The following is a 14216-nucleotide window of genomic DNA, read 5'->3' on the forward strand; positions in this document are numbered from 1 at the left end:
TTTTATTATTACCTGTTCATTGCAACAAATATTCATAGGCACTTATTACTATATCAGTATTCAATCCAATTAATTAACCGTCTATATTGTTTTTACATAGGAAGGAGTGATAATCTAAAAACAGCGAAATTTGTTGGTAGAGGAGGATTTATGTGGAATTTAGATTAGCATTAGAATCAGATGTAGCGTCGATTATGAGTATTATTAAACAAGCGCAATCATACTTTAAGGAACAAAGAATTAACCAATGGCAGAATGGTTATCCAAATCCTGAAGTGATAATGAATGATATCAGGAAAAAATATAGCTATGTCTTGGTAAAAGAAGATAAAGTGGTTGGTACTGTTGCGGTTTCGTTTGACGGGGAGAAAACCTATGATTTTATTTTTAATGGGGATTGGCTAAGTCATCAGGCATATGCGGTCATTCATCGTATGGCTGTTGATGCGCAATTGAAAGGCTTGGGATTATCATCTATCATTATGAAAAAAATAGAAGAAATGTGCCTGAATAAAGGTGTACATAGCATTAAAATAGATACACATCAAGAAAATAAATCCATGCAAAAGTTGCTGCAGAAAAATGGTTTCCAGTATTGCGGCATTATTCATTTGCTAGACAAAAGTGAACGACTAGCTTTTGAAAAAATCCTTCTATAACACCGGAATCGGAGGCCTTATTTGAGAGGCCTCCATAGAAGATTCTATTTTTCATTTTCCGAAAGATATTTCGCATGTTCCTTGATGTTGTCAAGGTATCCCTCGCTTAAAAATCCACTGCCTCCGCGAATAATTTCTTCAAGATAATGGGATGGCGGAGCCGTTTCCGCTTCTTTATGTACCACCGTGAATGTTAAAACATCTTTTACAAATGATCCGTTCACAGTAAGGTCTACGAATGTGGGACGGTACCAATTGACAGCAACCCCTTCCCTCTTATAAAGGTATGAAAGGCAATCGAATGGAATTTCATATATAATTCCTTCCACTATCCCTCCATCTTTCTGCACGATATCTGCCCTGCCGCCGTCATCTGCTTTTATCGTATACTTCAATGTATACCCATTTAAAAATCCTCGCCCTACTACTTTTTGAAAAAAATGCTCCACTTGATGCTTTTTAAACCGCTCATGGTCCATACAGCTTCCATAAGCAAAATATAGTATCTTCTGGTTTTCGCGCGGAAACCCGAACAGTTTCCAGTCACCTGATGAGATATATTTTATTAACAGTTTTTTATTATCAGGGGCTATGAAATATAGATAGGCTTCTTGTGAACCAGTATCATGATAGACCATTTGCTTTTGTCGTATATACAAATTATCTACTCCATCTGGTACATAGTCTTCCAGCTCGTCCAAGATAGAAAGCTGCTCATCTGTCACAAGATATAGTTCGCCATAAATCCACTCGTTTTCTGATTCTTCTAAAGCGGGATATCCCAGACCAGTATCATAAAGCCGGCCTTTTGTCCTTGCCTGTTCCGCCACAAGAATAGCCTCTTTCAGTAAAGCATGATTTACCTCATGCTTTCTTAATGTTCCATACACAAAAACATAGTGGTTCATGATCTACACTCCAATCTATGATAGTTATGAAGAGGTCCTATTTTTATAACTAGGGGTTGTATTCGAACAGCATTCACCTTTTTAACTTCGACCTGTCCGTTTAGGCCTCGGATTCGGACAACTTTCTGCGGCTTTTCGTTCGTCCTGTCCGTATTGACCTCAAATTCGGGCAACTTTCTACGGCTTTTCTTTCGTCCTGTCCGTATTGGCCTCGGATTCGGACAACTTTCTGCGGCTTTTCTTTCGTCCTGTCCGTATTGACCTCAAATTCGGACTGCTTTCTGCGGCTTTTCTTTCGTCCTGTCCGTATTTACCTCGAATTCGGACTGCTTTCTGCGGCTTTTCTTTCGTCTTGTCCGTATTGGCCTCGGATTCGGACTGCTTTCTGCGGCCTTTCGTTCGTCCTGTCCGTATTGGCCTCAGATTCGGACAACTTTCTGTGGCTTTTCTTTCGTCCTGTCCGTATTGACCTCAAATTCGGACTGCTTTCTGCCGCTTTTCGTTCGTCCTGTCCGAATTGGCCTCGGATTCGGACAACTTTCCTCAACTTTTCTTCCGACCTGTCCGAATAGATACTGGATTCGGACTGCTTTTTGGAGATTTTCGTTCGACATGTCCGTATTGACCTCGGATTCGGACAACTTTCCTCAACTTTTCTTTACACCTGTCCGAATAGATCATGGATTCGGACAACTTTCCTCTGCTGTTCGTTCGATCTGTCCAAATAGACCTTCCCCACAGACTTTTTTCAGCAATTTCCCGCACAAGTAACCCAAACGATATTTGTATTCCTAGAGTAGAAATACAATACCGCTCCGCCCCTGAAAAGACACATTTTTATTAAAATCACTGTGCTCCATGGACATAAATGCGATCCGGTCTTGTATAGATGTTTAATGATTTATTGCGGAGAAAACCTACTGTCGTTACGTTTAATTCTTCTGCCAGTCGGAGTGCCAATTCAGTCGGTGCTGATTTTGACAGAATGATGCCGCAGCCTATTTTGGCTGCTTTCAATAAAACTTCTGAAGAGATTCGGCCGCTAAAAACGATTATCTTATCCGAACGAGTGATCAAATTTTGCAAACAATAACCATAAATTTTATCAAGAGCATTATGCCGCCCAATGTCAATTCTGTTAACAATTATTTCGTTAGCGTTACATAGAACTGCATTGTGCACCCCGCCTGTATCTTGGAAAACGACAGACGATTCCTCCATAAGCTGCATTAATTGAAAACATTGTTCAATGGAGATGGTTATATCTATGTTTTCAACCGGCTTTACCGTCCTTGCATCATTGTAAAAATAAAAGCTTTGCCTGCTTTTTCCGCAGCAAGATGTGATATACCTTTTGGAATGAAATAGTTCATTCCATCTGTTGATTTTATGGGTGTGAACAATGGCACGGCCTGTAGCCTCTATAAATGTAAGCTCTTTGATGTCTTTAAAACTGTTAATAACCCCTTCTGACGCCAAAAAGCCAATGACTAATTCTTCAATATGCTCAGGACTGCAAACGAGTGTCGCGAATTCTTTCTCATTTAATATAATGGTGACGGGAAATTCTGTTACAATGATATCCGTTATTTTTTTTATTCTCCCATCTACATAGCGCCATACATTGCATTCCCTTTTCATTGGCTGGTCCATACGATTTCACTCCTAGTTCCTTTCCTGCAAACAGCTGATCAAACTCAAATACCATTATGGTAAAATGAATGCCTCAGATTCTATGTCCTACCATTCCCAATCTTAAACCGCGATTGGGCGGAGGTCCATTCTATCTTTTCTATTTTAATAGAATCAGTCTTTTAAGTTCTCCCCAATCCCCTTTAAAAGATTAAATCCAAATTCAAGTGCCCGGTTAATGTCAGGATCCTTCAAAGCCTTCATTACATCCAACAGTCCAAGTTTTGTATCGTTTTTTAATCCTGTTTCAGCTTTTTGCAACCCTAACGTCAAGCTTTTGGCAAGCTTACTGATCGTATCCGGGTTTAGTTCTGTCAATACTCCACCCACAGACTTCACATTATTGATCATGTTCGTTACTGGCTGGCGGGTTAGTTGATCGACAGCAATTTGAGCTGCCGTCTCTTTTGCTTTTAAAAAACTTCCTATTATCTCCATTATTCCGCTATCATGAAATTCCTGCAATAATTTCAACGTCTCAAGCAGCGAATCTTTATTTTGCGCGATTTCGGAAAGAAGACTTTCCAAGGATTGTGTTTTGATCTCTTCTTCTGTTTGTTGTTTCTTTTGTATCATTTGAATTGGTTTCGCCATTAGCTTTTCCCCCTCACATTGGTGCCTGGCACTACATACTCATTAACATTTGCAATCGGTACATAATCGCCCCGTTCCCACTTACGGTAAATTTCAAGCCCCATTTGCGGGGTCCGAGCTCCTGCATACCTTGGATTGTGCCTTGGAAGCGGATGTTCACCTTCAAATGTAATGATTTCCATCCTCACTTTTGTTTGTTTATAAGCTGGTGTATGTGTCACGACATCCACCGCTCCTCCCGTCAGAAGGTTGACCGCACTTTCGTGGCTTGCGGAGTGCATGGGCACGTACACCGTTTTTCCTTTCACACGATCAGTGACAAGTACCGGCAGACGGACAGCACCATATGGTGATATAAGCCGGACAAGTGAACCGTCCTTTATTCCCCGTTCTGTAGCTAGTTCTGGTGATACCTCCACGAATACCTTAGGGAATTTATATTGAAGTCCCTCTGTTTTAAATGTCATATTTCCTTCATGTAGATGCTCCAACAACCGACCATTATCTAATGAAAGATCATATTCTGCAGGGAATTCCACGGGAGGCACAAAATCAAACAAACCAAATCGCGCTTTTTTATCTGGGAAGTTAAAGCCGTTAAGATATAGAACAGGTGTGTTTGAACCATCCTGAGAACCCCAATGAAAACTGTTCCATCCCTCAAGGACATCATAACTACATTTAGAAAAGAAGGGTGTCAGGCTTGCCATCTCATCAAAAACTTCGCCAGGATGAATATAGTTCCAAGCAAAACCTAAATATTTTGCCAGTTGAGTGATAATCCACCAGTCCGGTTTACTATTTCCTTTTGGCTCAAATGCCTGGTACAAGCGCTGTACACGTCGTTCTGTATTTGTAAAAGTTCCTTCTTTTTCAAGGGACGGACTTCCTGGTAAAATAACATCTGCAAACTGAGCCGTTGTTGTAAAAAAGATATCTTGTACAACAAGGAACTCAACTTTCGAAAGAATTTCCTGGGTATGATTGGAGTCTGAATCGACCCATGCCATGTCCTCACCGACAATATACAACGCCTTCATCTGACCTTGGTCAATTGCTTCGAGCATCTGAATATTGTCAAGGCCGGGTGTTTCCGGAAGAGCAGTTCCGTACGCCTTCTCAAATTTTGCACGGATTACGTCATTTGTAACAGGCTGATATCCAGGGTAAATGTTGGGCATCGTCCCCATATCCGCTGCTCCTTGGACATTATTATGGCCGCGCAGCGGGAAAGCACCTGCATTTGGCCTCTTCAGATTTCCTGATGCAAGAAGAAGGTTGGCAATTGCCACAGACGTATGTGAGCCTGCGATATTCTGAGTTACCCCCATACCCCAACAAATCGCTGTGCCGTCAGCATCGCGAATCATTTCTGCCATTTGAATGATTGTTTCTCTCTTGATACCTGATATCTTTTCAGCCTCATCAAGTGTGTAGGGTTCTATGATTTTCAGGAACTCATCAAACTGATTAACATTTTCATTAATAAACTTCTCATCATGCCAGCCTTGATCAATCAAATACTTTGTAACGGCTGACAGCCAGACGAAGTCTGTTCCTTGTTTCGGGCGGACAAACAAGTCGGCACGATCTCCCATTTCATGTCTCCGTACATCAACAGTGATTAATTTTTGACCATGTAGTTTTTGCGCTCGTTTAATCCGCGATGCAAGGACCGGATGCCCTTCTGCCGGAGCGCAGCCCACAAGGATCACTAGTCCGGACCCCATAATGTCTTGAATGGTACCGGTATCGCCGCCAATGCCACCAGTTTGCTGAAGTCCCCATGAAGCCGGTGACTGGCAATAACGTGAACAGTTATCTACATTATTAGTTCCAAATACTTGCCGGGCCAGCTTTTGGATTAAGTAATTTTCCTCATTCGTTACTTTAGAAGAGGCAATGAAACCAATGGAATCGCTCCCGTCAGTTTCTTTAATTTCTGACAATCTATTTGCAACGTGAGAAAGAGCTTCTTCCCAAGTGGCCTCCACAAATACTTCCCCTTTACGGATTAAAGGTGTAGTAATCCGTTCTTCAGAGTTAACAAAATCCCAGCCAAATTTACCTTTAACACAGGTGGAAAAACGATTGACTGGTGCTTTTTCAGATGGTTCGATTTTAAGAATTTCCCGATCCTTTGTCCAAACCTCAAATGAGCAGCCGACACCACAAAACGTACAGACAGTCTTTGTTTTCTTGATCCGAGTATTACGCATAGCTGCTTCTACTTCGGAAACAGCAAAAACCGACTGATAATCCGATTCTACTGCTTTGACAATGTCAATCATCGGCGTTAATAAATCATTTGATAATCCAGTCAAAAATCCAGCCTTTCCCAACATGGATTTTTCCATAAGCGCATTACATGGACAAACCGTTACACATTGCCCGCATGATACACAGGAAGATTCATTAATACTTTTTCCTCCATCCCATAATACGCGGGGCTGGGCACTTTCCCAGTTAATCGTCAAAGTTTCATTTACTTGAAGGTCCTGGCATGTCTCGACACAGCGGCCGCATAAAATACATTGATCTGGATCGTATCGATAAAACGGATGGGACAGATCTGCTTCAAAACCCTTCGTACGATAGGACCGTGTTTGATGTTGAATTCCCATCATAGCTGCCGTATTATGCACGCGGCAATTTCCATTGTTATTGTCACAAACGGTACAATATAATAGGTGATTTTCTAAAATTCGATCCATCGCTTCCTCTTGTGCCTTTTTGGCCAGAAAGGATGAGGTCAAAATTTCCATACCTTCTTCCATCATCGTGGAGCAAGCACGCATAATGTTACCGTTTACTTCACACATACATGTGTCACAGCTCTGCACAGGACCTAAAACAGGAGAATAACAAATATGCGGATGATCTATACCCTGTGCGAGTAAATAATCTAATATACGAGATCCTTTTTCGACCTTGTGGGCTGTTCCGTTAATCAGAACTTTCACTGTTTCTTTCAAGATAAATCCCCCTTGTTCCAGCCAAGAAATCTATTTACATTCCATTAGTATAAAACACTATGAATCAAAGAAGGGAATCCAGGTTGTGGTCGGCAAACACAAAAAAGCCCACGATAAATCGGTTCACATGCCAATACATGTACCGTTTTACTGTGGGCTGAAAGCTGAATTTTTCACCATACAAGCAATCCTTCCCGCTATAGGCTTTATAAACAAGAAAAAGTTGCCAAATCAATGGACTTCGCATGACTCTAACTTTTCTAAATATTAACACAGAAACGAATTTTTGTGAACTTTTTATGAACCTTTTTTACTTGATTCATTTATTCCATAGTAAAAGGGACAAATCCTACCCGTCCCTTTTACTCCACTTATTTTGACTTTTCTTGAGCTCTTATTACCACTTTTTCAAGACCATTTTCTCCTACTAAATCGGCATTGGCTTTCGGCTGGATATTTTTATTTTTCTTCAATTGGTTATCTTTATTTTTAGCCATGTTTTCACCTCCATTAAGTTGGCAGCCATGCTTATATTGTGCTTTCTTTTTTACATGCTATGCCTTTTAATGGATACAAAAAATCTGACTATAGGTCTTCTTCAATTAAGTTAACCGAAATTAAATCGGCAAATACATTTCATATTGTGCCAATGATCCTTTTGTAAAGCCTTGTTTTTTATAAAATCCTTCTAGTTGACTGTTATTCGGGAATCCGGCAGACATTTTTGTAAATGATAAATTCTCATAGGCTGTTTGTAAAAGCCATGTTGCGATTCCCCTCCCACGATAATTTTTATCCACCATTAAAAAGCTAATATTACCGTTCGCATGAATGGAAAGGGCTCCGACCAATCCCTTGTTTTGGTATATCCCAAAATAAAAATTATTTGGAAGCTTTTCTAAATAATCAATATCATTCTGCCAGTTAATATGATACGTCCATTTCTGAATCTCTTTTTGAAATTTAGAGAATCCTAATTCCTTTAACTCCATTCCATCAATGGTTGGAACAACTTTCAGTTTGGACAAATCAGCATTTGAAAAATACTTTAGATCATAAACCCTTTCATAACCCAAATTTTGATAAAAACGAATGGCACGATCATTCCCTACGATCACTTCCAGAAACAACTGCTTACAGCCATGTTTAATGGCTTCCTCTTTATGAAGTTCAAATAGTTGACGGCTAATGCCTTTTCCTCTAAAATCTGGACTGATCGCTAATGCCCCGCAGCGCATTGTTTTGATCGTCTCGTACATTTTGATACCACCAAGAATAACGCCCACCGGTTTCTCTTCGTAAAAAGCGATAAATGAATGTTCTTTATCATTACCTTCAGGACCAAAAAAGCGCTGACAAAAATTCTCAAATGAAAACTCCATTTTAATAATATAATCGGAGAAGCCTTCATGAAAAGCTTGGAAAATTATACTATCCTTAACATTTGTACACCGTGCATATTGTATTTTCGCTTGATCAATCATAAATAACCTCCCCTGTTTCTTTATAAAACTGACTAGACAGTTTATATAATAAATTATACTGTGCCTACCTCTTTTTGTATAGTTTGATTTTTAATTTTCAGAAATTACAAGACCTTTTATTACAAATAAAAAAGCCAGATTATTCACCGCCTAGTGTGATCTGGCTAAAATATAATTCATGACCATTTCTTCTGTTTCTTTAAAATGCTCTATATATGCGTAATCTTCCCATAAGACGGAATAGTGAAGACAAATGCCATCAATAAAAGCCCAAAACAATCCGGCAACAAACTCCACTTGTACATCTGATTTAAACTCCCCTGCCTTTTTCCCTTCTTCGATTATTTCAGATAAAAAATCGCGAAATTGATGCTTGTATCGATTATTCATCAATTCTCTTAATTGCTCCTGCCTTGAGGAATAAAGCCAAAATTCCAAATGAACGCGAATGAAACTTCTCCATTCTTCTGCCAGGACAGCTTCGCGATAAATACGAAATAACTCCCGCAGTTTATCCTTTGCTTCAGGAATTTGCTTAAAGCGTTTCTGAAGATCATCCAAAGCCCTATTGCTCCGTTCATCCATTAATGAAAGGTATAATTCCTCTTTACTTTTAAAATAGTTATAAATTAAACCCTTACTCATTTTAGAGTAGGCCACAATATCATCCATCGTGGTTAAATGGTATCCCTTTTCACCAAAGCATTTTAAAGCACTTTCCAATACACTTTGCCTTTTGCGTTCTTTGTATTCATCTGAAACCTTGGGCATTTAAACAGCTCCTTTCGGATATTAAAACAAAACTGACTATTTAGTTTTAAAAAATTATATATGCTTTCTACTCAATCCACAAGCGAATCTTGAAAAAAAAATAGCACAAAAAAGAGTCATTCCTTTTTGTGCTACTTCGTTTTTGCAAATGATGTTACACTTCCTTGTTGATTCCGGAAAGTAATTCAACAGGCGGCTTCAGACTCAAAGGCCCAGCGAAGTCTTTCTGCTCACTAAACTAACAGAAATATTTACCACCTTTAGAAGTGTATTCTACAATAGAATTTATCACGATGTTTGAACTATTTAAATTTATTCCTTGCTGCTAGTCACGGTCCGCGTCGCGGCCATTAGCTGAATCGGCGCCTTCACCGACTTTATTTCCCATTGCACCACCAGCAACAGCCCCTGCAACAGTACCAAGGGGACCCAAAACAGATCCAACAGCTGCGCCCGCAACGGCACCAACGCCAGTCCCTACCGCTTCACCAGCATTGTTGCCCCTGCGATTACGTTCGTTGTTTTCAGCCATATATCTCACGTCCTTTCGGATTTTCGGGAAACACTACCTTATTGTTAGTATGGTCCCAACATCTATTTTGCCCAATAACGGCGAACATACCCGAATGATTAGCTTAAACCATCCGAAATTCGAAATGCAATATAATCATTTACCCTGCTTTTTTCGTTTATTTTAACGATAATACCCATTTCGCCATGGCTGGGATATATTCTTGAGGAACTAAGCCGGCTGGCATTCCGCCGCTTTTACCGTTTTTCAAAATGTTTTCTACATCTGCCTGGCTATATTTCTTACTAAGATTTTTCAAAGAAGGACCAACTACTCCTTGATAGTGATCACCATGACAGCTATTACACGTCTGTTTATAAAATGTTTTCGGCTCAAAAGAACTAGCAGTAGTCTCCGTTTTCTGTCCGCTCTGTTGTTCAGTACTCTGCTCTGTTTTTGTATTCTTATTCTGTAAAAATGTCACATTAACAAACAATCCAGAAGCTACGAATAAGATAACGGTAATCCAAATCGCTGGTCTTTCCATCATCATCCCCCAGGTGCAGATATTTTATATCCCTTAACGTTCCCGTTTTCTTTTAATATAACCAATTAGCTTGTTATGGGGGCAGTTCTTCTCAGCATCATAATAATGAATTTAATTTTTGAATCGGTCATTTTCATTTAACGAAGATAAAAGTTTTTTCATTAGAATGATTTCCCTTTCGATCCGATGAAGGTGTCCTTGCATATCATCGATTTCTTGTTCTGCTTTATAATTAATGGCAAAGTCAATAATGGATTCATGTTTATCACGAGCTGTCTGCCGATTTTGACTCATCATGATCACAGGGGCTTGAAAAGCTGCGATAAAAGATAAGCATAAATTTAATAAGATAAATGGCGGTTCATCAAAATGATAGTGCTTTGTAAAGGCAATTGTATTCCAAATGATCCAGCTTGTAAGGAATAAGGCAAACCATATAATAAATTTCCAGCTTCCCCCAAACTTTGCTATTTGATCAGCTAGTCGATCCGCTTTCGTTGTACTTCTCATGTATTCTTCGTCCAGGTGGATCATGATATTGCTTTCATAATCATCCACCAGTCTGTCAATCCGTTCTGCACTGCTTTTATTAATTTCTATATCAAAACCTTGAATGGTAGAAGCTTCATCTTCCATATTCTGATTCACATAAAATATCCGCTTTTTCGTCATCTGAGTTCCTCCGTTACATGAGATCGTTTGGAGTTATTTCTACAAAATTCGAATATAATATTCCTCAATCTACTCAATTTAATGAAACTACCTTGTATGCAAAATGCTTCTTGATCATACTCCTCTCAGAAAAGAAGGTGGTTTTAATAAATAGACTCCCGACAGAAATGAACAAACCATCTGCAGGGAGCCCTTTTCAACTATTTTTGCAAACTCTAACTTTGATTTCATTAGATTGCTTCTATTTAGTGCATTAATTCAAATAATTTCATTTCCGCCAGATTCGTATCGATTGGGCAGACTTTGGCATCTCTCCCATATTGCCAGGCCCATACATTTCCAGAACAATTTGGCCCTCTTGGAGCATATTTGGGATGACTCCTTTTATTACTTATCCCTTTTTCGGGTTTTGCACTCCATAAAATACTTTGGTTTTTCATCAACGTGCTTTCATTTATCGCCTTACAATATTGTCCATTGAAATCTCCTACTATGGGGTCGAAATAAAAGCCAGGCCTGTAAACAGATGTATATAACGTTTCTACCCACCCAATTAACCATTGTGCATCTACATCAAAAAAACGTTCTATATTCGCAAAAATAACAGTTCCTTTACGAATTCCAAGTCTGCTTGCGTTATAAACCGCGTTTCTTGCTGCCACCACCCCATTACTTTTCCCAACTGATTGTTCAAAATTATTATATATGGGCAGGATTTTAATCCCTTTCGCCTTTAAAAACAAAATTTCATTTTTAGTGAGGCCTTCACTGGTACCTGGCACGGTACTTAGATATCTCCCCCAAAAATCTGGATGCCCAAATTGTTTCTGAACACAGTTTAAAACTTCATCATTTACACTGACTGAGGAATCAACCCCCCAAACAACTTTGACCATTCTCCACCTCCAATTTTCCTTTGTCAATATATGCCGCGAATCTTTATTACATTCGAAATAGAACTATTTCATTGCTGATAAAGAAAACTCGCCGACTGGCGAGCCCGTTGGGTGAAGACAGAGGCGTAGTTCGCCGAAAAGCACAGATTTTCAACTGCGATGCTAATACTCACGAAGCATTCCTTAGTGCACTTATGCCTGATAGGTAGGTTACACTTTACTATCGGCAAAAAAAAAACGCCAATATGGCGCCTGTTATTTGCATTTTGGACAATGGTGAAGCTGGTCTTTCTCATTTCCACATTGTTGACACTTTTTTGCTTCTTTTTTAAAATTTTTACTTTTCCATTGATCATACGTGATCCGGCCAGATCCTTCATCATTTAAGTACTTAATGTAATCTATTCCGTAGATATGCATCGTTATCATCACCTCATTATATATGTATGCGCTTACAATCAATAGGAACACAACCATATTAAAAAACTTAGCAAGGTTTTATGAAGATGTCACAATATTCTCTGTAACCTTAAGTTTATCAACAAATTATGCCTTTCGGGCTTTTTATTAATCTGAAGGCAAATATTCTGATCCGCCCTGGCTCATGCATCGCCAATCGTCATTTCCTCTCGAAATCCCCCATTAAAATAGTAATATAGTAATTTCAATCCTATTGGATCTTATCATTTTTAGCAATGTTCTTTTACATATCCTATTAAAAAGAAAGCAGAAAATCATGCTCGATTTCCTGCTTCTGTAGATTTTTGCTTCATCATATTAATATACAACAACTGGCTCATTTTCACTAAGGTTATCATAGACGGATTTCATCACACCTGGTGGTGTGTTGACACAACCGCCAGAGCCTTGTTCAAGATAAGCATCACTTTTCCAGTTCGTCCGCCAGCTGGCATCATGGAAGCCGACTCCGCCTAGAGTAAACGGCGCCCAATAATTTACCTTAACAGAATAGTTTGGATTTCCAACCTCACTGCCTTTTAGGACAGAAGGTGATTCTTTGTATTCAATATACCAAACGCCTTTCGGAGTATCCTCGTTAGTGCTGTGCTTTCCTGTTACCACATTCGTAGTCAGAACCAATTGACCATTTTTATATAGCCAGATTCGCTGTTCTTGAATCGACACTTCTGCGTACGTGTTTCCAATGCCATTGTTCGTCGTATTTTTATAGCCATTGCCATAAGTGCTCCAGCCATCTCCATAAACATACTTGGCTGGGAGGGATGTTTCACCTTTTTCGAAGGCTTCTTTTACCCGTTTCGATTCTTTGGTGATATTAATAGCCCATCCATAGGTTTGCCCTTTTACAGTCACAACAGATCCAGTATGTGTCTTAAATTGGAAATTTTTATATAACGTAGACTGAGAATTGTTAATGTCCGAAATTTTATTTTTAATCTCGCTTGTATCAATGGTATACGTCATATCCTTTGACACGGAAGCATTTTTAATTAAATCACTGGCATTCAGTGTATAATCTTGGTCCTGCACCTGGTAATCTACACTTCGCTGAACAAGATCTTGAAGCAATTTTACTTCTTTTTTGACTATTGGGCTATCCTCTTTAATCGGCTGTATGTATACAGGATTCAGATGGATTTCACTTTTATATTCTTGTTGCTCATAATCCTTTATTAATTTGGCAATGTCATACTGCTTTCCATTTTTACTTTTAGAGATCGTGATTTTTCCATCTTCTAAGTGTGCCTCTGCATCTAACGGAGCCGTTAAGTTTTTATTTAGTGATGATAGTTTTTCCTCGACTTGCTTTTTCATCGTTTGGCTTCGATAGTGATCCTCTTGATTCGGCATCAAAGAATAATTTTTTGCCTTGGAGGAAGGAAAAAAAGTATGTTGGCTATTTAAAACTTTTGTAACACTTGATAGATCTTGATCTGTGAATCCCATCATAGTGTCTTTTCCATCATAAATTTTTTCTTGACCGACATAGACAACATTTTTTAAAATAGTAGACTTTAATGTTTTTAATGCCTGTTCAGCGGTCATCCCGCCGACTTTTGTACCATTAATCGTAATGTTCGAATTGAACCTTGTCGATTGATGATAACTTAAACCTGCAACTCCAGCTGCCATTATAATGATAAGACTGCTGATCGTGATGATATGACTTTTACGCAATGCCCTGCACCTCAAAAATATTGGTATGAAATAGTAAAAAAGTATAAAAAATGAATGCTGCACTAGTAATCTGTTACTATTGCAAAATGAAAAATAAACCCTTGCAACTATCGCATTGAACAAATTTAATTGAATCTCATTCTGAACTATGTTGCAGCCAAAAGCAAGTCTTTTTCAAAAAAATTACATCAAATTTTTCACTGACCTTAACAGAGATAGAAACCTGTTACATCAAGAAACAAGATAAGCTATCGCTTAGTAAGGTAATGCTAAAAATCACCTGCCGTACATATAAAATAAAAACGTATACTATTATATCAAAGTATTATTTTTTTGGATGATTTTTT

At 38.8% G+C, this 14216-nt stretch carries 14 protein-coding genes; 1 reads left to right on the top strand and 13 read right to left on the bottom strand.

Annotated elements, in window-relative coordinates; all coding sequences use genetic code 11:
* The first annotated feature begins 152 nt into the window (after positions 1-152).
* Positions 153-659, top strand: a complete 507-nt coding sequence (locus tag HPT25_RS22255) for a GNAT family N-acetyltransferase (protein ID WP_173069422.1) — start codon at positions 153-155, stop codon at positions 657-659.
* A gap of 44 nt (positions 660-703) precedes the next feature.
* Here HPT25_RS22255 and HPT25_RS22260 read toward each other — a convergent pair whose 3' ends face one another.
* The 13 genes from HPT25_RS22260 to HPT25_RS22315 all read right to left on the bottom strand — a co-directional run bounded on the left by HPT25_RS22260 (position 704) and on the right by HPT25_RS22315 (position 13824).
* A complete protein-coding gene (locus HPT25_RS22260; protein WP_173069425.1) occupies positions 704-1567 on the bottom strand; it encodes a gamma-glutamylcyclotransferase family protein in 864 nt (287 codons plus the stop codon).
* Between the two features lie 846 nt (positions 1568-2413).
* Positions 2414-3220: a formate dehydrogenase accessory sulfurtransferase FdhD gene (gene fdhD, locus HPT25_RS22265; RefSeq protein ID WP_173069428.1), complete on the bottom strand. Its 807-nt coding sequence runs from the start codon at positions 3218-3220 to the stop codon at positions 2414-2416.
* Between the two features lie 153 nt (positions 3221-3373).
* Positions 3374-3853: a helical membrane plugin domain-containing protein gene (locus HPT25_RS22270; protein WP_173069431.1), complete on the bottom strand. Its 480-nt coding sequence runs from the start codon at positions 3851-3853 to the stop codon at positions 3374-3376.
* Positions 3853-6831, bottom strand: a complete 2979-nt coding sequence (fdhF, locus tag HPT25_RS22275; RefSeq protein WP_173071385.1) for a formate dehydrogenase subunit alpha — start codon at positions 6829-6831, stop codon at positions 3853-3855. Before fdhF ends, HPT25_RS22270 begins: the two co-directional genes overlap by 1 nt.
* A 368-nt stretch (positions 6832-7199) precedes the next feature.
* Positions 7200-7325 (bottom strand): hypothetical protein, encoded by a 126-nt coding sequence (locus tag HPT25_RS29160; protein ID WP_281368238.1) that lies wholly within the window; start codon positions 7323-7325, stop codon positions 7200-7202.
* A 120-nt stretch (positions 7326-7445) separates the two neighbouring features.
* Positions 7446-8312: a GNAT family N-acetyltransferase gene (locus HPT25_RS22280; RefSeq protein WP_173069434.1), complete on the bottom strand. Its 867-nt coding sequence runs from the start codon at positions 8310-8312 to the stop codon at positions 7446-7448.
* A 150-nt stretch (positions 8313-8462) separates the two neighbouring features.
* Positions 8463-9083, bottom strand: coding sequence for a TetR/AcrR family transcriptional regulator (locus HPT25_RS22285; RefSeq protein WP_173069437.1), 621 nt, complete (start codon positions 9081-9083; stop codon positions 8463-8465).
* A gap of 325 nt (positions 9084-9408) precedes the next feature.
* Entirely contained in the window at positions 9409-9615 is a 207-nt protein-coding gene (locus HPT25_RS22290; RefSeq protein WP_173069440.1) for a hypothetical protein, read from the bottom strand.
* A gap of 157 nt (positions 9616-9772) precedes the next feature.
* Positions 9773-10141 carry a c-type cytochrome gene (locus tag HPT25_RS22295; protein WP_217269797.1) on the bottom strand — a complete coding sequence of 123 codons (369 nt, stop codon included), beginning with the start codon at positions 10139-10141 and terminating at the stop codon, positions 9773-9775.
* 111 nt (positions 10142-10252) lie between these two features.
* Positions 10253-10813, bottom strand: coding sequence for a DUF1003 domain-containing protein (locus HPT25_RS22300; RefSeq protein ID WP_173069445.1), 561 nt, complete (start codon positions 10811-10813; stop codon positions 10253-10255).
* 245 nt (positions 10814-11058) lie between these two features.
* On the bottom strand, positions 11059-11709 hold the full coding sequence (locus HPT25_RS22305; protein WP_173069449.1) for a glycoside hydrolase domain-containing protein: 651 nt from the start codon (positions 11707-11709) through the stop codon (positions 11059-11061).
* Between the two features lie 255 nt (positions 11710-11964).
* Positions 11965-12129 (bottom strand): hypothetical protein, encoded by a 165-nt coding sequence (locus tag HPT25_RS22310; RefSeq protein ID WP_173069452.1) that lies wholly within the window; start codon positions 12127-12129, stop codon positions 11965-11967.
* A 357-nt stretch (positions 12130-12486) separates the two neighbouring features.
* Complete coding sequence (locus HPT25_RS22315) at positions 12487-13824, bottom strand: L,D-transpeptidase family protein (RefSeq protein WP_173071387.1); 1338 nt, start codon at positions 13822-13824, stop codon at positions 12487-12489.
* Positions 13825-14216: the final 392 nt, after the last annotated feature.

The organism is Neobacillus endophyticus (assembly GCF_013248975.1).
Taxonomy (GTDB): domain Bacteria; phylum Bacillota; class Bacilli; order Bacillales; family Cytobacillaceae; genus Neobacillus; species Neobacillus endophyticus.

What these genes read in the sequence shown, in the direction of transcription:
- HPT25_RS22285 (WP_173069437.1), bottom strand. Translation starts at nt 9,083, where the DNA reads ATGCCCAAGGTTTCAGATGAATACAAAGAACGCAAAAGGCAAAGTGTA.
- fdhD (WP_173069428.1), bottom strand. Translation starts at nt 3,220, where the DNA reads ATGGACCAGCCAATGAAAAGGGAATGCAATGTATGGCGCTATGTAGAT.
- HPT25_RS22305 (WP_173069449.1), bottom strand. Translation starts at nt 11,709, where the DNA reads ATGGTCAAAGTTGTTTGGGGGGTTGATTCCTCAGTCAGTGTAAATGAT.
- HPT25_RS22260 (WP_173069425.1), bottom strand. Translation starts at nt 1,567, where the DNA reads ATGAACCACTATGTTTTTGTGTATGGAACATTAAGAAAGCATGAGGTA.
- HPT25_RS22315 (WP_173071387.1), bottom strand. Translation starts at nt 13,824, where the DNA reads ATGGCAGCTGGAGTTGCAGGTTTAAGTTATCATCAATCGACAAGGTTC.
- HPT25_RS22270 (WP_173069431.1), bottom strand. Translation starts at nt 3,853, where the DNA reads ATGGCGAAACCAATTCAAATGATACAAAAGAAACAACAAACAGAAGAA.
- HPT25_RS22310 (WP_173069452.1), bottom strand. Translation starts at nt 12,129, where the DNA reads ATGCATATCTACGGAATAGATTACATTAAGTACTTAAATGATGAAGGA.
- HPT25_RS22300 (WP_173069445.1), bottom strand. Translation starts at nt 10,813, where the DNA reads ATGACGAAAAAGCGGATATTTTATGTGAATCAGAATATGGAAGATGAA.
- HPT25_RS22290 (WP_173069440.1), bottom strand. Translation starts at nt 9,615, where the DNA reads ATGGCTGAAAACAACGAACGTAATCGCAGGGGCAACAATGCTGGTGAA.
- HPT25_RS22295 (WP_217269797.1), bottom strand. Translation starts at nt 10,141, where the DNA reads ATGGAAAGACCAGCGATTTGGATTACCGTTATCTTATTCGTAGCTTCT.
- HPT25_RS22280 (WP_173069434.1), bottom strand. Translation starts at nt 8,312, where the DNA reads ATGATTGATCAAGCGAAAATACAATATGCACGGTGTACAAATGTTAAG.
- HPT25_RS29160 (WP_281368238.1), bottom strand. Translation starts at nt 7,325, where the DNA reads ATGGCTAAAAATAAAGATAACCAATTGAAGAAAAATAAAAATATCCAG.